The organism is Prevotella sp. P6B1, assembly GCF_000702825.1.
Taxonomy (GTDB): domain Bacteria; phylum Bacteroidota; class Bacteroidia; order Bacteroidales; family Bacteroidaceae; genus Prevotella.
The window spans coordinates 348,909-370,219 of the sequence record NZ_JNKF01000011.1 but is presented as its reverse complement, the minus strand read 5'-3'; the positions used below and the strand labels follow the sequence as shown (position 1 = coordinate 370,219).

The following is a 21,311-nucleotide window of genomic DNA, read 5'->3' as shown; positions in this document are numbered from 1 at the left end:
TGACTGACTCTAAAACGGCGGCAAAATTACAAAAAATATTTGTAACAACCAACCTTTTTAATTAAAAAATAGGTGTAGCCACACATGCATTCGGCGCACGGATGCGAATTGCCTTAGCAATAGTAGGGGCAATACGCTCAATGCTGACAGGTGTCTGAACCCTTTCGGCAGGGATATTGGCACCATAGAATATGATTGGGAAATAAGCTAATGATTTCTTGACAGGCGTCTGTTCGTGGGTGTCGTCGTTCTGCATCTGCCACCCAGGGTTCAATTCAACCACCAGATCGCCGATATGAGGTTCAAACAGGTGGATATCAACACGCTTCACACCCGACATCTGCAGGAGGAATTCCTTCGATTTCACCGTAGCATCGGTGAGACTGATACGTTTCTGTTCAAACAGGCGGCGGTTCAGGTACAGCTGGTTACGATAGCTGCCCTCTATGTATTGTCCCTGTCCCCACAGCGCACCAAGATACATGTTAAGCAGGTTGGCTGTGCGATTGGTATAAAACACGCCAGTAGGGATATTGTATTTGGCGCATTCATCGGTATTTTCCTCGGTATAACCAGTTGAGGTCAACACGTATAAGGTACGACGGAATCCTACCAGACGTTCAATCTCGCAAACAAGCTTGATAAGTGCTTGATTCAAAGAAGGATCGTCCGACTTATTCGAGTCTTTTGCACCATAAGTCAAGTACAACAGATCGGGAATGGTATCACGCCCGAGTTTTTCTTGAATTAACAGCCGTAAAGCCCTGTCGGTAAGATTGATAGCATTCCAGTCCTTCTTACCATCCTCATTCCAGGCAACGCAGTCCATCTGATGACCAGCAGCCAGTTCAGCGGTAACCTGATCGGCTGCCACAGAACCAACTTTACCAACACCTTTGGTAGCGAGTTTCAGTTCATCGCTCAGGGTCGATACGGCAATATCGTTAGCCGTAGCCGCTACGGTCTGCAGCGTGTTGCGATCCAACCACTTGTCGGCAGTAATGGTGTGATAAAAAGGCGAGGTTCCTGTCATGACTGACGAAATGGCAGATGACAGATCAATCTGACGATAGGGATAGAATCCCTGTTCGCATACATATCCATCGTCGAACAGAGCCGGATAGCCGTTACGTAGCTGATCGATAGTGATATTCACTACCAATCTGGGCTTAGCGCCCGTCTGATTCTGCGCCTGCGTACTCAGCGCCAATAAGGCGAGCAGGGTGACATATAGATATCTATTCTTCATTTCTTACGTCTTAACAGCAAACATAGTGCCACAATCGTGATTCCTTCGGCATAGCACTGAAAAAGTGCGCCCAAATAGAATAATGCCAGCATGACTAACTGCACATTCTGCCACAGACGTCGCTTTCCCTTAATCACTGATGGGATGAAGAACAGCGGTAGCGGATTGAACAGCAGCAGGTTGAGATTGAGCGATGTAGTGGGGTGCTGCGAGAAAACCATGATCGTGAGCAGGATACCCACCAGGCCTTGTACGGTCATCAGGAGCACGTCCCACCATTTAGCTATCTTCTTGGTTCTCCACTCAACGAAGATGATGAATAGCGAGAACACCAGCAGAGCGATGGCTATCTGTGTGGGCGACAGGATGAAGTCGGGCTCTATACGCTGTACGCCAGGCGATACTAAGAGGCGTTCCTCCTTAACCAGCGGGCGGTAGGTGCCGTTGGTGTAAATCTGCGCCCGGGCAAAGTCGATCATCAGGTTTGCCGGCAGGAACTCCTGTTGCTCGCGGGTAGTTGGCTGGTCGGCCTTCAAACCCAATAACATATTGTTGCCGAACTTAGACCACACGTGATTGCGGTTACACTCATCAGCCATTTGGCGGAAAGTGGGCTGATAGTCAGCTCTTTCGGCGTATTCCACCTTGCCGTTGATACAACGCTCAATCATGTCGCGCGGCTTGGTAGAGCAGTTATTGTAGAAGAAATTATAGCGGTACACGCGGTTCTCCGGTCGCAGGTTATCCGCCAGGAGTTTCTGCAGCTCGCGTTTCTCATCGTTAGTCAGGTTCAGCACCTGCTCTGTAATACTGCTGCCCCATTTCTGGTAGTAGGGCCAGAAGGATTCGTAAGGGTAGGCAGCCAGTTCGTAGTCGGTAAGACCGAACATGAAGCGCAGGGCGAAATAAGGCTTGCTGAAGCTGAACATACCCCAGTTGAACACCAGATCCTGCTGTGGACCGCTATGCCAACGGATGGCAGAATGACCATAGAGGCTATAGATCTCCTCGTGGGGCGAGCAGGTGAGCAAACTGACTTCGACCGAGTCCATAGGGTCGAATTCGTGCCTGATAGAGTCAGACGTGTAATTTACCAGTTTTGCGTCGTTTTGAGCAAAAACAGGCGTTATATAGCTGACAGTCAGCAAGATAACTGCAGCAAAAAGGCTCTTAATTTTCTTTTCTAAATGTTTCACGATGCAAAAATAACTTATATTTTCGAGGAAAAAGCCATTTCTTCGTTTTTTTTTGATAATTTTGCACGCTGAAATGTTTTTCAACTGAATTAAAAGTATAAATATGAATAAGATTCTCGCCAGTTTTGTCTTGGCAACCTTGACAACATCGGCTTTTGCTCAGAGCAGCACAAACTCTCCTTACAGCCAGTTCGGCTTAGGCGACCTCACAGATCAGAGTGTAGGATTTAATAAAGGTATGAACGGCGTTGGCCTTGCCATGCGCCGTGGCAACGAAGTCAACCCTATGAACCCCGCCTCTTATTCATCGATCGACTCGCTTACCATGCTTTTCGACGCAGGTCTGTCGGGCCAGATCACCAATTTCAATGAGAACGGCACGAAGATGAACGGCAAGAGTGGCGGTTTCGACTATGTGATTGGTTCGTTCCGTGCCTGGAAGAATGTCGGTATATCTTTTGGTGTACTGCCATATTCAAATATCGGTTACAATTATTCGCAGACCGAGACCCTGAACGACCAGGATAAGACCAAGATGAAGACCACCTACGAAGGCGACGGCGGTATGCACCAGCTGTTTGTAGGTACTGGTATCAAGCTGTTCAAGCCTCTGAGCATCGGTGCCAACCTGTCGTACTTCTGGGGCACCTATAACCGCACCATGAGCAGCAGTAGCAGTGCTTCGAACGTGAGCACGATGCAGATGACCTATGGTGCCGACGTGAACAACTACAAGCTCGACCTGGGCATGCAGTTAGAGCTGCCACTGAGCAAGCAGGACCTGCTTACCCTGGGTGCTACCTGGAGCATCGGTCATTCGCTCAAGAGCGATGCCGAGCTGTCGATCATCAACAGCAACTCGAGTATCAGCAAGGCCGATACCACCACCTACAGTGTTGGCAATGCGCTGAGCCTGCCTACAGCCTATGGCGTGGGTATAGCTTACAGCCACAGCAACAACCTGCGTATAGGTGCCGATCTGACCATGCAGAAGTGGGGCAAAATAGACACTCCCGTATTCGATACCAAGACCAATACATACGCCCTGAAGTCGGGTCAGCTGAAGGACAGCTACCGCCTCAATATCGGTGGTGAGTGGACGCCACGCCCCATGGGTCGTAAGTTCCTGGATCGCGTACGCTATCGTGCGGGTGTAGGTATGGCCACACCTTATTATTATATTAACGGTCAGGAGGGTCCCAAGGAGCTGTCGGCCAGCATTGGTTTCGGCATACCCATCATGAACGGCTACAACAACCGTTCGATCCTGAACATCAGCGGTCAGTTTGTACGTCGCTCGGCCGATAATATGATCAAGGAGAGCATGTTCCGCCTGAACATCGGTCTGACATTCAATGAGAGATGGTTCGCCAAGTGGAAGGTAGAATAATCGCCATCGCGGCGTTTGCAGCGATGATATTAGTTGGCTGTACCGAGGTGCAGGAGCACACGGCACCAGCCATTCGCGACCGCGATTCGGTGTCGGTCATGACCTCGTATGGCGTGAATACGCTGATCAGCGACAGCGGCGTAATCAAGTATAAGATAGTGACCGAGCGCTGGGATGTGAACACGGTTAAGAACCCCTCGTACTGGTATTTCGAGCGGGGAGTGTTCTTCGAGCAGTTCGACGAGAAATTCCACGTAGAGGCGTATATCCAGGCCGATACGGCATGGTATTACGACCAGCAGAAGCTGTGGCACCTGCGTGGACGCGTACGTATCCGTAATATCAACGGACTGATATTCCAGAGCGAGGAGCTGTTCTGGGACGGTGTGCGCCACGAAATCTACTCGAACGTGTATTCCAAGGTAACCACGCCCGAACGCAGCATGGAGGGCACGTATTTCCTTTCCGACGAGCACATGTCGCACTATACGGTGAGCAACTCGAAGGGTTCGTTTACCCGCGAGGACATGACTGGCGAGAAACCGGAGAGCGAGGAGCCAAAGGACGGCAAGAAAGCCGATGCCAAGCCCGATACCACACAGGCCTTACAGCCGATGCGACAGCAGTTGCAGAAACACAGGAGGAGCGGACAATGACAATACTGATCATCTGGCTATTGGTTTCGATGCTATTCTCGGCCTTCTTCTCAGGCATGGAGATAGCCTTTGTATCGTCTAATCGCCTGCGTGCCGAGATGGACCGCGAGAAGAACCGTTTCTCGCAGCGTATCATCAAGACCTTCTACCAGCATCCCAATAACTTTGTATCGACCATGCTGGTGGGCAATAACATCTCGCTGGTCATCTATGGTATCCTGTTTGCCCGATTGTTCGACGACACGCTGTTTGCGCCGCTGAGCGACGGTATGCGCGTAACGGCCGACACCCTGTTATCGACCTTTGTGGTGCTGTTTACCGGCGAATTCCTACCCAAATCCATCTTCAAGAATAATCCGAATACCCTGCTCACGGTGTTTGCCGTGCCGGCATGGATCTGCTACGTGGTGCTGTACCCCATCTCGCGCTTTGCCACACTGCTGTCGAAGGGTCTGCTCCGACTGGTGGGCATCCGCATGAAGAACAGCGGCGAGGAGAAGGAGTTTACCAAGGTGGATCTTGACTACCTGGTGCAATCGAGTATCGACAGTGCCGATAATGACGATGAAATCGAGGAGGAAGTAAAGATTTTCCAGAATGCGCTCGACTTCTCGGAGACGAAGATCCGCGACTGTATGGTGCCCCGTACGGAGATCGATGCGGTAGAGGACACCGCCACCATCGAGCAGCTGAAACAGGTGTTTATAGAGAGCGGCCATTCGAAGATCCTGGTGTATCACGAGGATATCGACCACGTGATAGGCTATGTACACTCATCCGACATGTTCCGTCTGGGCAAGAACAACAACCAGCAGAGGGTGATAGACTGTGAGGTGATACGCGAGATATCGTTCGTACCCGAGACGATGCTGGCCTCGAAACTGATGGCGCAGCTGATGCAGCAGAAACGCTCGCTGGCAGTGGTTATCGACGAGTTCGGCGGCACCAGCGGCCTGGTATCGCTCGAGGACATCATGGAGGAGATTACGGGCGAGATTGAGGACGAGCACGACAACACCAACCACGTGGCCAAGCAGTTGGGCGACCATGAGTATATGCTGTCGGCCCGACTGGAGATAGCGAAGGTGAACGAGTTGTTCGATCTCGACCTTCCTGAGAGCGATGAATATATGACGCTGGGCGGCCTGATTCTGCACGAGTACCAGTCGTTCCCGAAGCTGAACGAGGTGGTGAAGATAGGGCGCTACGAGTTTAAAATCATTAAGAATACAGCCACAAAAATCGAGTTGGTGCGCTTAAACATCACGGAATAGCAAATTTTCTACATAAAAATTTCGTTGTTTCGAACAAATTTATTAATTTTGCACCCGTTTTATGAATAATAATTAAAAATTTAAATACATTATGGCAGCATTAGGAAAAATCCGTAAAAGAGGCGTAGCCCTCGTTTGCATTATCGGCTTAGGCCTTTTCGCCTTTATAGCTGAGGAAGCTGTTCGTTCTTGCGAAGCAACGAAGAACCAGCAGCGCCAGCAGATAGGCGAAGTGTTAGGAAACAAAATCAACGTTCAGGAGTTCCAGGCTCTGGTAGATGAGTATCAGGACGTCCTGAAGATCACCCAGAACCGCGACAACTTCTCGGAGGATGAGCTGAACCAGATCAAGGATCAGGTATGGAGTCAGTACGTTAATGAGCAGATCATCAACAACGAGGCTGAGAAGCTCGGTCTCACCGTTACCGATGAGGAGCTTCAGAACATCATGAAGGAGGGTACCAACCCCATGCTGATGCAGAGCCCATTCGTTAACCAGCAGACTGGTCGTTTCGACGTGACCATGCTCACCAAGTTCCTCGACGATTATAAGAAGGCAGGTCAGAACCCTCAGCTGGCTGAGCAGTACCAGGCTATCTACAAGTACTGGCAGTTCATCGAGAAGAACCTGCGCACTCAGACTCTGGCTCAGAAATATCAGACTCTGCTCACCAGCTGTCTGATCTCTAACCCCATCTCAGCCAAGATGGCTTTCGAGGGTCAGAACACCGAGAGCGACATCCAGCTGGCTTCGATTGCTTACTCAAGCATCAACGACAACGATGTAAAGGTTGACGACAAGGATATCAAGGACAAGTACAACGAGAAGAAGGAGATGTTCAAGCAGGACGTAGAGAGCCGCGACATCAAGTATGTTGACTTCCAGGTTGTAGCTTCAGCCGCCGACCGCAAGGAGCTGATGAAGACCATGACCGACGCAGCTACCAAGCTGCAGAGCGGTGCTACTCCAGCCGAGGTGGTTCGCAAGGCTCAGTCGCAGTTCCCCTACAGTGGCTTCGCAGCTACCAAGCGCGCTTATCCTGCTGATATCGCCGCTAAGCTCGACTCAATGGCTGTAGGTCAGACTTCAGCTGTATTCGAGACCGCTTACGATAATACACTCAACGTGGTTAAGCTCATCTCTAAGAGCCAGCAGCCCGACTCTATCGAGTATCGCCAGATTCAGGTGGGCGGTGCTACCGCCGAGGCTGCCAAGAAGACTGCCGACAGCATCTTCACAGCTCTGAAGGGTGGTGCCGACTTCGAGCAGATGGCTCAGAAGTATGGTCAGACCGGTACTAAGCAGTGGCTCACCTCTGCTATGTACGAGGGCAGCAACACCATCGACGAGGATTCAAAGAAGTATCTGAACACTATCAATACACTGGGTGTTAACGATGTGACCAACCTGGAGTTCGCTCAGGGCAACATCATCATCCAGGTAACAAACCGCAAGGCCATGGTCGACAAGTACGATGCCGCTGTGATCAAGCACACCATCGACTTCTCAAAGCAGACTTACTCTGATGCCTACAACAAGTTCAGCCAGTTTGTAAGCGAGAACAAGACCATCGAGGACATGGAGAAGAACGCCGGCAAGTTCGGTTACAAGGTTACTCCACGCCAGGATGTATTCAACTACGAGCACAACGTAGCTGGTCTGCGCAGCACTCGTGAGACCATGAAGTGGCTCTTCGCAGCCAAGGCCGGTGAGGTTAGTCCTCTGTACGAGTGTGGTAACAACGACCACCTGCTGGTAGTAGCGCTGACCAAGGTTAACCCCGTGGGCTATCGCGACATCAACAGCCTGAAGGACATGCTGAAGGCCGAGGTTATCCGTGACAAGAAGTTCGAGCAGATCAAGGCTAAGCTGGCCGGTGTTAACGACCTGGCAGCAGCCAAGGCCAAGGGTGCCCGTATCGACTCAGTGAATCAGATCACCTTCACAGCTCCTGTATTCGTACAGGCCACAGGTGCCTCAGAGCCCGCTCTGGCTGGTGCTGTAGCTGCTACCAAGGCTGGTGCCTTCAGCAAGGCTGTGGTTAAGGGTAACGGTGGAGCTTACCTGTTCAAGGTGCTCAAGAAGAGCAACCGCGAGGGTGCTAAGTTCGATGCTAACCAGTCGGAGCAGATGCTGCAGATGCAGGCCACTCAGGCCGCTCGCATGTTCATGCAGGAGCTCTATCAGAAGGCTGGTGTGGTTGACAACCGTTATCTGTTCTTCTAATAAGAAAACGTGTAGTTAAGAACAACAAAATAGTTTTAGTTCGGGGAAGGTCTCCTGTGAAGGACGCCTTCCCCATTTTTTGTGCTCAATCCTCGGTGCTGCCATCGGGGTTGGGTTCGCCGCCACCGGTGTTGCCGCCTGTCTGCGAGCTGTTATCGCCGCCTGCAGGGGCGCCAGGGTTGGCGTTAGAGCCCTCGCCACCGCCGGTGCTGCCATCGGCCAGCTGAGCGGCTCTCCACTCGGCTACGGCGGTCTGGATGGGCTTCAGTGTCTGCACCTTGCGGTGCTTGCCGTTCACGATTACCTCCTGTGTGTCGATGATGTTGCGGAACTCGAGCGAGCAGTGCTCCTCCTTGAACCGGCGCGAGGTGAGGTTGTCGTTCTCCACGCCGTAGGGCAGGAAACGGATGTGTACGCCTTTCACCACGTCGTTGGGGTCGGCCCCGTCCATGGCCTCGATGTTGATCACGGGCTTGTTCACGTGGCAGGTTGGCATGAAGGTGCCCAGCGGGTCGAGCCTTACAGGCACGCCCTGGCTGATGAGCTCGGGCAGGCACTGGGTGATCTTCTTGAGCACGCCTTCGATGAGCTCCTGACCGTAGATACAGCCGTGGTCGCTCATGTGCTTGGCAAAGCCTCGCAGCGAGAGGGTGGTCTGGGTGTCAACTTCGGGGTAGTACTTGCCGTACCCCGCGTTTTTGGAATTCTTGTTCTTGCGCAAGTTGATTCCGAGTTTAATGTCGTTTGTAGTCATTTTTAGTGTGTTTGTAATAGTATCCGACTACTGTGTACTGCTAACTGCCTCGGGTAGCAGTTTCCCGCCTGGAACTGCATGCATGTGTTCACTATGCAAAGATACGAAAATAAAACGGAAATGCCAAACATTTCCGCAATTATTTTCGCTAATAATCCTTAATTCTGTCAGAGCACAGGCAGGATGTGTTTCCACACGAGGTTGAGCTCGCCCTGCAGGTCTTCCACGTCGGATGTGATGGCTATTACGGCCTGCTTTTCGGGCACTACGATGATGAACTGTCCGCGTGCGCCGTCGGCACGGAAGCAGCCTGGTCGGCAGCGCCACATCTGGTAGCCGTAGCCCTGCATCCAGTCGCTGGTCTCGGTGGTGAGTCCGCGCTCCTCGGCCTGCTCCAGGCGGGTGCCGGGGTTAATGCTCTCCACCTGCTTCTTCGACATCTCGCTGATCCAGTCGGCCGATACCAGCTGCCGGCCGTTCCACAGGCCTTTCTGCAGTATCAGCTGTCCCATCTTGGCCAAGTCCTCGGTCTTCAGGTACAGGCCCCAGCCGCCGGTGTTGATGCCCTGCGGACTCTCGTCCCAGCGTGGCTTGTCGATGTGCAGGGGCTCAAAGAGCCTTGGGGTGAGGTAGTCGACCACCTTCTCGCCGGTCACCTTCTGCACGATGGCCGAGAGCATGTAGGTGCCCATGCTGTTGTAGAGGTAGTATGTGCCTGGCTTGTGGACTACGGGGTGGGCGAGGAATGCCGTCACCCAGTCCTGATCGGCTGTACGGGCGGCGCGTGGCTCCTCGTCGTGGCCGCAGGTCATGGTCAGCAGGTCGCGCACGGTCATGGCCTTGAGGTTGTCGCTCACTTCGGCAGGCAGCTTGTCGGGGAAGAAGTCGATCACCTTGTCGGTGAGTGCCATCTTGCCGTCGGCGATGGCCATTCCCACGGCAGTGGCGGTGAATGTCTTGCTGACCGAGTTGAGGATGTGGGGCACAGTATCGACGCCCTGGCTCTGCCAGCGGCTGTAGATGACGCTGCCCTCCTTGACCACCATCACGCTGTGGATGTCGAGCGAGTCGGCAGCTGCTTCGGTGAGGAAGCCGTCCATGGCCTTAGCCACGCTGCCGGGGGTTTGTGTACGTGGCAGGTCGATGACTTCTGCCGGTTGATTCACTTGTTTGCATGCCGACAATGCTATGAGCATCATCGCAGCTACCATTGCTTTCTTTGTTTTCATATTGGTGCTGATAATAAAAAGATTGTTGTTAATATAGTTTCATAAACTGTCGGTGCAAATATACGACAAAATTTCGAATCGCGCCCTAAAAAATATGCTAAAAATCAACAATTTATCGCAATAAAATTTGGAGTGTAACTAAAATTTAGTTACATTTGCAGCCGTTCATGAAAGAGTATGCCATGAAACAGGTGCTGGAGGATTTACGAGAAGCAGGTTTTATCAAATAACTATAGGAGGAAATGATATGAATACAATGACGTACAAAGGCTATTTAGGATCAGTAGCCTATAGCGAGAAGGACCAGGTGTTCTTCGGAAAGATTGAGGGTATCAACGGCTTGGTGAATTTTGAGGGCGAGAGCGTGAAGGAGCTGACAGAGGCCTTCCACGAGGCTGTGGATGATTATCTGGCTTATTGCGAGGACGAAGGTATCGAGCCCGACAAGAGCTATACCGGCGTGCTGAATGTACGACTAACGCCAGCCATCCATCGCCAGATAGCCATGTTGGCCCTGCAGGCTGGCCTCTCTATCAATGCATATATCAAGGATGCCCTGGAAGAGAAAGTAGAAATGGCATCAGCCAAATAGCACCGACAGCTCCGCACCCAGGCACTAACCCCGCTTTAGTATGATACTATCGCGGGGTTAGTATTAGGGTAGAGGGGCGGTAGCTTTCTTTGAGTTTTCGACGGGGCGCAGAACAATCGTAAACATCTATTAATCAAGTACTTAAATATACGCTTTTGAGTTTTTGGGTATCTTACACTATAAAATTATTTTTTCAGTTATAAAAAAATAGAGGTTTTTAGCCTTAAAACCTCCAAAAACTCAAATCAACCGTCGGAAAAGCCGTCTGTACGGGCTTTTCAGCTCATCAGACGGCTTGACAAAAACTCAAAATCCACTCAAATCATTCGGGTTATGGCGGCACATGCCGCTGCTGCTGCAGATAATCGGCGATATCGAACTTCAACGCTCCCTCGGGCGCTTTCTGCTCACAGATATCGAAGACGGTGAAGTTAGCCAGATCGGCCATCTGGCAGATCTTTGCCCGCCACTCGCTGATGGCATCACGGTCGGGGATGACAATCACATTGCGACCACGCAATGGCTGGAGCACATCGCGACGCAGCATCGCCTTGTTGCCCGTGGCTATCCATGTGAACCGAGGAAAGGCCAGTGCACCGAATAAGGCATTCTTAGGACTCTCAACAAGCGCCACTACACTCTCAGGATATCGGTTGAGCAGATGTTCACCAAACATGCAGGTTGAACTCAAACGGGCCTCCTTAGGCAGACGCCCCTCACGCATCCAGATACTGCCCAGCCAGAAACACGAATGCGGCGTGCAATGGGCAAAACGCGGCGACTGCGGGTCGGTATCGTAGTGCTGCACCTTCAGGTTGCATACACGGCCATGCTTGTCGATACTTGGGAACACCGTACAATTGTCGTGGCCATTCATCGTATAGCAGCCGATACGATACTCTTCCGTGATCCAGCCCACGGCTTCAGGCCGGAACATCTGCATCAGGCACTGGCACAGCGAATTCTCTGCCGACACCAGCTCATCTACCATCTGAGTGGGGATGTAGGTGAAGCCCGACGCAACAGCCCTCTCCACAGGCTTAGGCTTGGGTCGCAGCCAGTAACCACGCGCCGATGTGGTACTGATACCATACTCGTTCGACAGCCACTGGCATGCTTCGACAAACGTCCATCCCTCGTGCTGCATCACAAAGCTGATCACACTACCGCTCTTGCCGCAGGCATAACAGTGGCAGTGGTTCTCGTTAGTGCGATGATAGAGCACCAACGAGGGATTCGAATCGTCGTGCCACGGACAGAGTGTAAGATACAGACTACCCGTTTTTCTGACACTACCCAGGCGTTTGGCAACATCCACGATTGAGATGTTATTGATTCTTTCCAAATCAAAATGTTGATGCTGCTGATTCATTGCTGTGTGAGTTTAAGTTTGAAACGTACGATATTGCCATAGTCTTCACGCACGAAGATACCAGAGAGTCGCTCATAGAACTTCTGCTTGCCAGTGGGCTTGAGCGCCGAACCGGCACAGTAATTGCGATAGGCGGTGTAGATTTCCTGCCCATTAGTAGCATATTCACACGACTCACATATCTCGCTTGCAAACAGTAGCACGTTGTCTGAAAGCAGGCGATAGCGCTCAAGTGCCTTCTCGCAGTTCTCGCTTCGGGTGAACTCACTACGGGCCATCAATCCTGGCAGCGCCCGTAGCACCCAGTTCAGGATACCCGGCAGTTCGCCTTTCAGTTTGTCGGCCAGATGGCGATCCACTTCCTCCTTCGGAATCGTCACCTCATAGCTCAGAATCAGTAATCGGCGGAAATAGCCGAAGGTATTCTCAGCTCGTGGCAGGTCGTTGAAAGCCGCCAGAACCTTACCGTAGTCATTGGTTTCACGCGGATCGACATACAAACGCTTCATCGTCACTCGCTCACCACTCGTCAACTGTTTCAGTACATTCGGGTTAACATCGCGTCCGCTCTCAGTCGAGATGTTAAGCATCTTACCCTCAAAACCAGCCCGTTTCACATCATCGTTTGTCAGGTCGGATAGCGACAGGTAGCTAACGTTCATCGAGCCCAGCAGCGCCTCGATCACCTCGAGCGTCACACTCTTGCCATTCTGCCCCGAACCAAACAGCCATAGCATCTTTTCGAACCGGTGGTGCTTCATCAGGCAGTAGCCTATAAACTCGGAAAGTATCAGCTGAGCCTCAGCTTCGGGCAGTACACGATCCAGGAACTGCTGCCACAGAGGGCACTCAGCCTGCCTGTCGTAAACATAAGGCAGGGTATGTGTGAACAGGTCCTCCTTGCGATGTTCGCGCAGTTTGACTATACCATCGCTATTCACAACCAGCGTACCATTGCGGACATTTGCCCACGCCTCGCCATCGGGAACCGCCATGCAGCGATACTTCGACAGGTTATAGCCCAGACCCTCGATGAGCGACTTCATGAATACATGATTTACCAGCAGCGACTCGGGCACACCACAGCGACTGGCACATAAACTGACAAAGTCTATCCACTGTTGCGCTGGCACAGACTGCCAATGGCTAACCGTATAGACGAGTATGTGCTGACTACTCCTGGCCTTCTCGTCATACTCACGGCACCACAAACGGTCATCGGCAACACGACGTATCTCATTGATAACCAACTCACGAAGCGCTGGTTGCCACTGTTTACCCGACATCAGCTGAATGATGCCTTGTTCGTTCGAAACTACACCGGCAGCAATCGTGGACAATGTGATACTTACTAACTGGGATTCGCGCGCCTGGCGCTGAGTTTCCAACTCGTCAGCCTTTGCTGACATTTCCTGCTCAAAAGAGCTCAATTCATTTTTAGTTTCTTCCATGATTGTATTTTTTAGGAAGGTTAATGGTCTAACACGCCGCCTCATAGACCAACTTTCAGAGGGGCAGTGGTCTGTGCTTAGGTTATTAATTCCACGTGGGGCAAATTTAAGAACTTTATCACAAAAGGTAAAATAATATAACGCAAATCAATTGTTAAACAAGTTTAATAGCAAATCTAAGTTAAAATCTGAAATATAATCAATTATATTTTGCAACATATTTGGAAATATCGGCTTCACCATTAAAGAATATTTAACTATATATATTTGGAAATGTATAACAATTTTCGTATCTTTGTACATGAAATAACACGTGGCCCAAACCACCTGATTAACCCTATTTATTCACTTTTTAAACACATCAAGATTATGAACAAAACAACGAAAACGATCCTGCAGATCCTGAGCTATGTCATCACACTGTTGCTGGGCGGAGCCGGCGGAGCTGCTATCTGATTAACCACTACATCCTCTACAACATGGAACACACAGCTTTCAGAATCTCTCAGTACGCTTGTGCCGTGCTGCTCATCGTGAGCAGCATAGCACTCGTAAGCTACCAGGTAGTGGAAATCAACGACGTGGCAGGCGGACTGCTTTACTACGTCGCACAGTCCTTCCTACTGGCAGCATCCATCTTCGGACTCAACCACTATGTCAACCTCATCAGGAAAACACACTGAATCATGAACACACCAAGAGGCATACGCAACTGCAACCCCCTGAACATACGCCGCAGCACCAACCACTGGCAAGGCATGCGACAGGAGCAGAACGACCCGCAGTTCTGCCAGTTCGACACCATGGAGTGGGGATGGCGCGCAGCCTTCCGACTGCTCACCCATACCTATTATATCAAGTACCAGCTCGGCACCATCGCCGCCATCGTGCGCAAATGGGCACCAGCCACCGAGAACAACACCCAGGCTTACATAGCCAGTGTGGCCCGACTCACCGGCATCGGTCCCAACGAACCCTTAGGCAGCCCCGCTGCCGAACCCGCCCGATGGATGATGCTGGCCATGGCCATGGCCGTACACGAGTGCGGAACAAACACCATCGACGCGCTCCCCATGCTGCGCGGATGGGCACTGAATAACCCCTGAAAAAAAAATTGCATGTTTTGGTATATCCATACATTTTTTTTTGTATCTTTGTACCCACAAAGAGAGAGAGAAATGAATCGATTACTTAAATCCATATTATCAACAGCCAGGATACCTTTAGGTATGCTATTGATTATCACGTCGTTAGCAGCGTGCCAAGTCGGCTACAGACAGCAGGCTGCCAAGCAAGAAGGCCCTGTGTACGACAAGCTCAGAGTACGAATGAAAACACTCGAATACTTCTACAACAACGATCAGAACGACTCGCTCGAGGCCGCCGTACCCGAATATATGGAAAACTGCAAGAACCACAGGCAGTGGCGACTATACTACCTGGCATGGAACCTGCTGGGACAATCCTACGCCTTCGCAGCCGAGTACGACCAGGCCAACCACATAGCACACGCCATGCAAACCGACGGCCAGAAACGCGGCATCGCGCTCGGACAGGTAAAGGGACTGGCACTGCTGGCCATGATAGCCAGCCTGCAGAACAACTACGAGGAAGCAGAACGCTACTGGCACGAGGCCATCGACACCTACGACCCCGAATACGGCGACAGATCAACCCGCATGAACCTGTACTACCGGCTCACCGAGACACAACTGCTGAAGGAGGCACCCGTTGAGCAGGTGGACTCGGCACTCAAACAGTGGAAGACCGTACTCGACGAGGAAGACCCCGACAAGGAGATCGACATCTGGCAATTCAACTACTATAACACCCTGGTCGACTATCTCATCGCCAACCATCAGTTCGACGATGCCATAGCAGCCATCGACTCGGCCGAGCTCTATCCGGCTGCCAACCTGCCATCCAACAAGATGAACCTGATCATCGACCGCAGCACCGTGCACACCCATCTGCACCACAACAGCGAGGCCATGACCTGTCTCGACAAGCATCAGCACATCATCGACAGCATGAAGCAGGCCGGCAAACAAGTGAGCAACCAGCACCAGATCAATCACGACGGCGTGCTACACGCCCTGCTCGCACAGATGGGCCGCTACCAGGAAGCCTACGCCATCAAACTGCGCTACGACAGCCTCGAAAAAGTGATGGCCGACATAGCCACCCGACAGCAACAGATGGAGCTCAACAAGCACTACGACGTTGACGAGATGCGCCGCCAGAACCAGCAGCTGCAGCAGCGCTCACGGTTCACCACCGGCGGTGTGGCCATGGTGCTCGGCATCATCGCCATGCTCGTATTCCTCACCACCAGCAACCGCTGGCGACACACACTCGAGGTAAAGAACCGGCAGCTGGAGCGCGAACGCAACGTGGTGGTGGCACAGAACCGACAGCTGGCCGTGGAGCGCGACCGCGCCGAGACAGCATCGCGCGCCAAGACCGCCTTCCTGCAGAGCATGACACACGAGATACGTACACCGCTCAACGCCATCAGCGGCTTTACACAGGTGCTCGCCATGACCGGGCTCAACCTGCCCGAAAACGAACGTCAGGACTTCAGCAACCGTATCCAGGACAACACCCGGCTGCTCACCAACATACTCGACGACATGATCCTGATATCCAACATGGAGGGTAACAACGCACTGCCTCAAGCCGAACCTTGCGTACCACTGATGATGATAACAGGCGCTACCGAGGCCATCGCACAGCAAGTGGCCAAAGGCGTTACCATCGACAGCCAGTGCAACATACCCGCCGAGGAGACACTGATGTCCCACCCACGACTGATAGGCATCATCATCTCGAAACTGCTCGACAATGCAGCCAAGTTCACCAAGCAGGGCCACATCACGCTGAGCCTGAACCGCGAGGCCGACAAGCTACACTTTGCAGTGACCGATACCGGCTGCGGCATACCAGCCGACAAGAGCGAAGCCATATTCGAACGCTTCACCAAGCTCGACAGCTTTACCCAGGGCACCGGACTCGGACTATCCGTAGCCCGCATGGTAGCCGAACACATGGGCGGCACACTTACACTCGACACCAATTACACCGGAGGCGCTAAATTCGACCTCATCATACCCTATACCGCAAACGCATGAAAGAAAGATTCCTTGCAATGTTAGGCTTCTCGCTGCAGCGCGACAGCCTGAAGACCGAGATCATATCGGGCATAACCACCTTTATCACCATGGTGTATATCCTCGCGCTCATGCCCGTCATCTTCGGACCGCTGGCCGATCTGGGATTCCCCATCGACTCGCTGTTCACTGCCACTGCCATCTCGGCCATCGTAGGCACACTGTTCATGGCGTTCATCGCACGCCGTCCATTCGGACTGGCACCCGGACTGGCACTCAACACCTTCTTCGTTGAGACCGTATGCCTCGCACTGGGCTACCCCTGGCAGTTCGCACTCACAGCCGTACTCGTTGAGGGACTGCTCTTCGTGCTCATCTGCGTGAGCAACCTCCGACAGATCATCTTCGAGATGGTGCCCACATCGCTCAAGTACGCCTTCGCTGCCGGCATAGGCTTCTTCGTGGCCATGATCGGATTCAAGAATAGCGGCATCCTGGCCGAAGGAACCATCTTCAACCACATGGAGACCCTCATCACGCCATCGTCGCTGCTCTTCCTCTTAGGACTGATACTCACAGGACTGTTCACCGCGTTCCACGTCAAAGGCGGACTGCTGATGGGCATCTGCATCATCACCGTGCTGGGTGTGCCCTTCGGTGTCACCGTCATCCCTCACGAGGTGTTCTCGCTGCCACCATCGCCAGCACCGCTGTTCTGTCAGTTCTCACTCCACTACCTGATGATGCCCGACTTCTGGGTATGCGTCATGACGATGCTCTTCTTCGACGTGTTCGACACCCTGGGAACCGTGGTAGGTGTGATGGCCAGCTCGGGCATCATCCGTAAGAGCGGACGAATACCCCACATGCGCAGCATCATGCTGAGCGACGCCCTTGCCACCGTTACAGGTGCATGCTTCGGCTGCAGCACCATCACCACCTATGTAGAGAGTGCCACCGGCTTTGCCGAAGGCGGACGTACAGGTGTTTCGGCCTTTGTAACAGCCATCTGTTTTGCCCTCAGCCTGTTTCTCGCCCCCGTGTTCTTAGCCATCCCTGCAGCTGCCACATCGCCAGTGATGGTTGTAGCAGGATTCTTCCTCTTCGGCGTGGTGCGCCACATCAAGCTCACCTTCAACCTCGAGGCCATGCCCGCCTTCCTCACCATCCTCCTCATGCCCATCACCGGCAGCATCTCGGATGGTATCCTGACGGGGTTGATATCGTATATCATCCTATCGTACACCTACGATATCATGGGCCGCATCAAGAAATCCAAAAGACAATCCTGAGTCTTCAGGATTCTCCCAAGGCCTTCCCTTCACAATCAGGGCATCAAAGCCCTGGCGTGGGTTTTCTTAATGGGGGCAAGCCCCCAAACCCCGCGCACTTCGTGCGCCATTAACCGCACTTCGTACTACATGTTTCTCGTGATAAATCACTCGAAAACATTCCGCACGAGGAGGTCTTTATGTGTACCGGCCTCCGAGCTCAGGACGTTTTCGCACCTTTCTTTGTTTCGTTTCTTTCAGTGATGAAAGAAATGAAAATAAAAAAGCTCCCTGAAATCAGGGAGCCTTAGTAGATATTACTGAATACCACGTTCACGAAGTTTCTCCTGCCAGCGCCAGGCTGTACGCAGAATCTCATCAGTTGGCGTCTCTGCCTTCCAGCCAAGCACCTTGTTGGCCTTATCGACATTACCCCATACCTGCTCGATATCGCCCTCACGACGTGGAGCGTAGGTCCAGTTAACCTTCACGCCGGTAGCCTTCTCGAAGCCCTCTACAACCTCGAGTGTTGACAGCCCCTTACCGGTACCGATATTGAACACCTCAACAGCCTCGCACTCAGGCTTGTCGAGCACACGCTCCATAGCCTTCACGTGAGCCTTAGCCAGATCCACTACATAGATATAGTCGCGGATACAGGTCTTATCAGGTGTGTTGTAGTCGTTACCGAAGATCTTCAGCTGCTCACGGATACCCATAGCAGTCTGGGTAACGAATGGGATAAGGTTCATGGGCACACCGTTAGGCAACTCACCGATGAGTGCTGATGGATGTGCACCGATGGGGTTGAAGTAACGCAGGATGATACTCTTGATAGGCGCACCCGAGTGGATATAATCCTGGATGATCTCCTCGTTCACCTGCTTGGTGTTGCCATAAGGACTCATGGCCTTCTGGATGGGTGCATTCTCTGTAACAGGCAGATTCTCGGCAGCGGGCTGACCGTAAACGGTGCAGCTTGAAGAGAAGATGATACCCTTCACGTCGTACTTTGGCATGAGCTCCAGCAGATTGATGAGCGATGTCAGGTTGTTGCGATAGTAGAGCAGGGGCTTCTCTACGCTCTCACCTACAGCCTTTGATGCGGCAAAGTGGATGATACCCTCAATCTTGGGGTACTTCTTGAATACGCCCTCAACCGCCTCGAAATCGCAGCAGTCAACCTGCTCGAAAGCTGGACGGATGCCAGTAATCTTCTCGATACCGTCGACAACATTGGCATTAGAGTTTGACAGATTGTCGATGATGACTACTTCGTAGCCTGCTTCCTGCAGTTCTACGGTGGTGTGACTACCGATAAAACCGGTTCCACCAGTTACAAGGATTGTTTGTTTCATAATGCTTTAAATTATATTGACATAGTTGTTCTAAATGTTCCTTTTTGATCGAATTCATCGAGTGGGAGAGGCGCTTTCGACAGCGCAAACAGAGTTGACCCAGAGCCCGACATGGCAGCGTAGGTGGCTCCCAACGCATACAGGCGCTCCTTCACGGCACCTAACTCGGGATGGATAGCAAACACGCTCTCCTCGAAATCATTGGTCAGGCGACCGCGCCACGCTTCTACAGGCATCTGAACCACCTCGCGACAGTTCTCAGCTGGATAATGCGGCTTGATGAGCGAGAAAGCCTCCTTGGTAGATACCGGAATATCTGGTCGAACCAACGATAGATACCACCCTGACAATGAAAGACTTATGGGCTGCAGTTTCTCACCTATACCCTCAGCATAGCAAGGCTTGTTGACGATAAAGAACGCGCAGTCGGCACCTAAGCGGGCAGCATAGTCTATCATCTGCTGTTCGGTGAGTCCTAACTGGCAGAGCTCGTTGAGCAGGGTGATCATAAACCCGCAGTCGCTCGAGCCACCACCCATACCGGCCTGTGTGGGGATACCTTTATATAAATGCGCGTGTACGCGAGGCATCTGGGGGAAATCGGCCTTCAACAGGTTGTAGGCACGCACCACCAGGTTGCGCTGCTCATCGCCGTCGATCTGGATGTTCGACACCTTCAGATCGCAATCAAACTGCGACGGAAATGCCGGATCCATCGGATAAACCTCGAGTGCATCCTGTATGGGCACAGGGAAGAACACCGTCTGCAGGTTATGATAACCATCAGGACGCTTCTCTACCACATTCAGTCCGAGATTGATCTTTGCTATGGGAAATGTTATCATTAAAGATTAACCATTAAAGATTAAACATTATTCTTGGGGGCTTTGGGCTTACCTTGGGGCTTGCCTTTACCTTGGCCGTTTCCGTGGCCTTTACCCTTGCCATTGCCATGACCGTGACCTTTGGAGTGCCAACGACCATTACGACGGCTGGTAGGCTTTTTCTCACGCTTCTTGTATTCTGGAGCATCGCCTAAGCCCTCGGGCAGAGGCATCTTCTCAACCTCCTTACCCAGGAAGTGCTCGATGCTCTGGAAACGGTATATATCAGTATCGCTGACAAACGTGATGGCCTCGCCATCGCGATCGGCACGGGCCGTACGACCGATACGGTGTACATAGTCCTCAGAGTCGCTGGGCACATCGTAGTTGATGACCAGACGGATATCGTCGATGTCGATACCACGCGCCACGATGTCGGTGGCTACCAGCACGTCGGTCTGTCCGGCCTTGAAGCGGTACATGGCCTCATCGCGCTCCTGCTGCGAGAGGTCGCTGTGCATCTGGTCGCAGTTCACGTGCATCGACTTGAGCTTACGGGTTACCTCCTTCACACGCTCCTTCTTGCCCGAGAAGATGATGACGCGCTTCAGGTCGCCCTTCTTGAAGATATCCTGGATAATCTTCAGCTTCTGTGGCTCGTAGCACACATAGGCCATCTGATGAATCTTCTCGGCAGGCTTCGATACGGCTATCTTCACCTCAACAGGGTCGTTGAGCAACTGTACGGCCAACTCACGGATCTTCTTCGGCATAGTGGCCGAGAACATGATGCGCTGACAGTCATTGGGCAGCTCCTTCACAATCTTCATGATGTCGTCGATGAAACCCATATCGAGCATGCGGTCGGCCTCATCGAGCACAAAGAACGAGCAGCGCGACAAGTCGAGATTACCCACCTTCAGATGGCTCAGTAATCTACCTGGAGTGGCTATCATCACATCGGCACCCATACGCATGGAGCGTAGCTCCTGGTCGTAGCGGTTACCATCGTTACCACCATAAACAGCCACACTGCTCACATCGTCGAGATAATAACCGAAGCCCTGCATGGCCTGGTCAATCTGCTGTGCCAGCTCGCGTGTAGGCGACATAATCACAGCGTTGACGGCATCCTTAGGGAAGTTACCATCATCGAGTTCAGAGAGTATCGGCAACAGATAGGCTGCCGTCTTTCCTGTTCCTGTCTGAGCAATACCCAGCACATCGTAACCATCCAGAATCTCAGGAATGCATCGCTCCTGGATAGGTGTCATTTCATCGAAGTGCATGTCGTAAAGCGCATCGAGGATATTATCGTTCAAATATGTTTCTTCAAATTTCATTAATCACTATTCACT

At 52.1% G+C, this 21,311-nt stretch carries 19 protein-coding genes; 10 read left to right on the top strand and 9 right to left on the bottom strand.

Features of this window, described 5'->3' with window-relative positions; all coding sequences use genetic code 11:
• Window positions 1-61: 61 nt before the first annotated feature.
• Window positions 62-1,249, bottom strand: coding sequence for a hypothetical protein (locus T495_RS0105685; protein WP_033147914.1), 1,188 nt, complete (start codon window positions 1,247-1,249; stop codon window positions 62-64).
• Entirely contained in the window at window positions 1,246-2,301 is a 1,056-nt protein-coding gene (locus T495_RS0105680; protein ID WP_155993468.1) for a DUF4105 domain-containing protein, read from the bottom strand. Before T495_RS0105680 ends, T495_RS0105685 begins: the two co-directional genes overlap by 4 nt.
• A 247-nt stretch (window positions 2,302-2,548) precedes the next feature.
• On the opposite strand from T495_RS0105680, the gene T495_RS0105675 reads away from it, so the two are divergent.
• The 4 genes from T495_RS0105675 (at window position 2,549) to T495_RS0105660 (ending at window position 7,992) form a co-directional block, all read left to right on the top strand.
• Window positions 2,549-3,835, top strand: a complete 1,287-nt coding sequence (locus T495_RS0105675; RefSeq protein WP_033147912.1) for a hypothetical protein — start codon at window positions 2,549-2,551, stop codon at window positions 3,833-3,835.
• A 23-nt stretch (window positions 3,836-3,858) separates the two neighbouring features.
• Window positions 3,859-4,491 carry an LPS export ABC transporter periplasmic protein LptC gene (gene lptC, locus T495_RS0105670; protein ID WP_033147911.1) on the top strand — a complete coding sequence of 211 codons (633 nt, stop codon included), beginning with the start codon at window positions 3,859-3,861 and terminating at the stop codon, window positions 4,489-4,491.
• Window positions 4,488-5,765: a hemolysin family protein gene (locus T495_RS0105665; RefSeq protein ID WP_028903716.1), complete on the top strand. Its 1,278-nt coding sequence runs from the start codon at window positions 4,488-4,490 to the stop codon at window positions 5,763-5,765. Before lptC ends, T495_RS0105665 begins: the two co-directional genes overlap by 4 nt.
• Window positions 5,766-5,856: 91 nt before the next feature.
• Window positions 5,857-7,992: a SurA N-terminal domain-containing protein gene (locus T495_RS0105660; RefSeq protein WP_028903715.1), complete on the top strand. Its 2,136-nt coding sequence runs from the start codon at window positions 5,857-5,859 to the stop codon at window positions 7,990-7,992.
• A gap of 85 nt (window positions 7,993-8,077) precedes the next feature.
• Here the strand turns inward: T495_RS0105660 and T495_RS0105655 are convergent, their stop codons facing one another.
• Window positions 8,078-8,746 carry a hypothetical protein gene (locus tag T495_RS0105655; RefSeq protein WP_028903714.1) on the bottom strand — a complete coding sequence of 223 codons (669 nt, stop codon included), beginning with the start codon at window positions 8,744-8,746 and terminating at the stop codon, window positions 8,078-8,080.
• Between the two features lie 167 nt (window positions 8,747-8,913).
• Entirely contained in the window at window positions 8,914-9,975 is a 1,062-nt protein-coding gene (locus tag T495_RS0105650) for a serine hydrolase (RefSeq protein WP_051651870.1), read from the bottom strand.
• 247 nt (window positions 9,976-10,222) lie between these two features.
• Here T495_RS0105650 and T495_RS0105645 point away from each other — a divergent pair, with 247 nt between their 5' ends.
• Window positions 10,223-10,567, top strand: coding sequence for a type II toxin-antitoxin system HicB family antitoxin (locus tag T495_RS0105645; protein WP_033147910.1), 345 nt, complete (start codon window positions 10,223-10,225; stop codon window positions 10,565-10,567).
• A 331-nt stretch (window positions 10,568-10,898) separates the two neighbouring features.
• Here T495_RS0105645 and T495_RS15100 read toward each other — a convergent pair whose 3' ends face one another.
• Together T495_RS15100 and T495_RS15095 are read right to left on the bottom strand one after the other, a co-directional pair.
• Window positions 10,899-11,939 carry a DUF6371 domain-containing protein gene (locus T495_RS15100; protein WP_051523094.1) on the bottom strand — a complete coding sequence of 347 codons (1,041 nt, stop codon included), beginning with the start codon at window positions 11,937-11,939 and terminating at the stop codon, window positions 10,899-10,901.
• Window positions 11,936-13,390, bottom strand: coding sequence for a phage/plasmid primase, P4 family (locus T495_RS15095; protein ID WP_197018846.1), 1,455 nt, complete (start codon window positions 13,388-13,390; stop codon window positions 11,936-11,938). The genes T495_RS15100 and T495_RS15095 overlap by 4 nt, the downstream gene beginning before the upstream one ends.
• A 273-nt stretch (window positions 13,391-13,663) precedes the next feature.
• On the opposite strand from T495_RS15095, the gene T495_RS0105630 reads away from it, so the two are divergent.
• The 5 genes from T495_RS0105630 to T495_RS0105615 all read left to right on the top strand — a co-directional run bounded on the left by T495_RS0105630 (window position 13,664) and on the right by T495_RS0105615 (window position 17,792).
• Window positions 13,664-13,846 (top strand): hypothetical protein, encoded by a 183-nt coding sequence (locus T495_RS0105630; protein WP_028903711.1) that lies wholly within the window; start codon window positions 13,664-13,666, stop codon window positions 13,844-13,846.
• A gap of 23 nt (window positions 13,847-13,869) precedes the next feature.
• A complete protein-coding gene (locus T495_RS15830; protein WP_028903710.1) occupies window positions 13,870-14,073 on the top strand; it encodes a hypothetical protein in 204 nt (67 codons plus the stop codon).
• 3 nt (window positions 14,074-14,076) lie between these two features.
• Complete coding sequence (locus tag T495_RS0105625) at window positions 14,077-14,496, top strand: hypothetical protein (protein WP_028903709.1); 420 nt, start codon at window positions 14,077-14,079, stop codon at window positions 14,494-14,496.
• Between the two features lie 72 nt (window positions 14,497-14,568).
• Window positions 14,569-16,521, top strand: coding sequence for a HAMP domain-containing sensor histidine kinase (locus tag T495_RS15090; protein WP_197020348.1), 1,953 nt, complete (start codon window positions 14,569-14,571; stop codon window positions 16,519-16,521).
• The gene (locus T495_RS0105615) at window positions 16,518-17,792 is read left to right on the top strand and encodes an NCS2 family permease (protein WP_033147909.1); all 1,275 of its coding nucleotides are present in this window, start codon (window positions 16,518-16,520) and stop codon (window positions 17,790-17,792) included. The genes T495_RS15090 and T495_RS0105615 overlap by 4 nt, the downstream gene beginning before the upstream one ends.
• A 296-nt stretch (window positions 17,793-18,088) precedes the next feature.
• Here the strand turns inward: T495_RS0105615 and galE are convergent, their stop codons facing one another.
• The 3 genes from galE to T495_RS0105600 are packed head-to-tail and all read right to left on the bottom strand — an operon-like array spanning window position 18,089 to window position 21,296.
• Window positions 18,089-19,129, bottom strand: a complete 1,041-nt coding sequence (galE, locus tag T495_RS0105610; protein WP_033147908.1) for a UDP-glucose 4-epimerase GalE — start codon at window positions 19,127-19,129, stop codon at window positions 18,089-18,091.
• A gap of 11 nt (window positions 19,130-19,140) precedes the next feature.
• Window positions 19,141-19,974, bottom strand: a complete 834-nt coding sequence (gene ispE / locus T495_RS0105605) for a 4-(cytidine 5'-diphospho)-2-C-methyl-D-erythritol kinase (RefSeq protein ID WP_028903705.1) — start codon at window positions 19,972-19,974, stop codon at window positions 19,141-19,143.
• A gap of 20 nt (window positions 19,975-19,994) precedes the next feature.
• On the bottom strand, window positions 19,995-21,296 hold the full coding sequence (locus T495_RS0105600) for a DEAD/DEAH box helicase (protein WP_033147907.1): 1,302 nt from the start codon (window positions 21,294-21,296) through the stop codon (window positions 19,995-19,997).
• Between the last annotated feature and the right edge of the window lie 15 nt (window positions 21,297-21,311).

Coding starts and splice junctions, on each gene's coding strand:
- T495_RS0105665 (WP_028903716.1), top strand. CDS start 4,488: ATGACAATACTGATCATCTGGCTATTGGTTTCGATGCTATTCTCGGCC.
- T495_RS15090 (WP_197020348.1), top strand. CDS start 14,569: ATGAATCGATTACTTAAATCCATATTATCAACAGCCAGGATACCTTTA.
- galE (WP_033147908.1), bottom strand. CDS start 19,129: ATGAAACAAACAATCCTTGTAACTGGTGGAACCGGTTTTATCGGTAGT.
- ispE (WP_028903705.1), bottom strand. CDS start 19,974: ATGATAACATTTCCCATAGCAAAGATCAATCTCGGACTGAATGTGGTA.
- T495_RS0105685 (WP_033147914.1), bottom strand. CDS start 1,249: ATGAAGAATAGATATCTATATGTCACCCTGCTCGCCTTATTGGCGCTG.
- T495_RS0105650 (WP_051651870.1), bottom strand. CDS start 9,975: ATGAAAACAAAGAAAGCAATGGTAGCTGCGATGATGCTCATAGCATTG.
- T495_RS0105600 (WP_033147907.1), bottom strand. CDS start 21,296: ATGAAATTTGAAGAAACATATTTGAACGATAATATCCTCGATGCGCTT.
- T495_RS0105655 (WP_028903714.1), bottom strand. CDS start 8,746: ATGACTACAAACGACATTAAACTCGGAATCAACTTGCGCAAGAACAAG.
- T495_RS0105645 (WP_033147910.1), top strand. CDS start 10,223: ATGAATACAATGACGTACAAAGGCTATTTAGGATCAGTAGCCTATAGC.
- lptC (WP_033147911.1), top strand. CDS start 3,859: ATGATATTAGTTGGCTGTACCGAGGTGCAGGAGCACACGGCACCAGCC.
- T495_RS0105625 (WP_028903709.1), top strand. CDS start 14,077: ATGAACACACCAAGAGGCATACGCAACTGCAACCCCCTGAACATACGC.
- T495_RS0105615 (WP_033147909.1), top strand. CDS start 16,518: ATGAAAGAAAGATTCCTTGCAATGTTAGGCTTCTCGCTGCAGCGCGAC.
- T495_RS15100 (WP_051523094.1), bottom strand. CDS start 11,939: ATGAATCAGCAGCATCAACATTTTGATTTGGAAAGAATCAATAACATC.
- T495_RS0105660 (WP_028903715.1), top strand. CDS start 5,857: ATGGCAGCATTAGGAAAAATCCGTAAAAGAGGCGTAGCCCTCGTTTGC.
- T495_RS0105680 (WP_155993468.1), bottom strand. CDS start 2,301: ATGGACTCGGTCGAAGTCAGTTTGCTCACCTGCTCGCCCCACGAGGAG.
- T495_RS0105630 (WP_028903711.1), top strand. CDS start 13,664: ATGTATAACAATTTTCGTATCTTTGTACATGAAATAACACGTGGCCCA.
- T495_RS15095 (WP_197018846.1), bottom strand. CDS start 13,390: ATGGAAGAAACTAAAAATGAATTGAGCTCTTTTGAGCAGGAAATGTCA.
- T495_RS0105675 (WP_033147912.1), top strand. CDS start 2,549: ATGAATAAGATTCTCGCCAGTTTTGTCTTGGCAACCTTGACAACATCG.
- T495_RS15830 (WP_028903710.1), top strand. CDS start 13,870: ATGGAACACACAGCTTTCAGAATCTCTCAGTACGCTTGTGCCGTGCTG.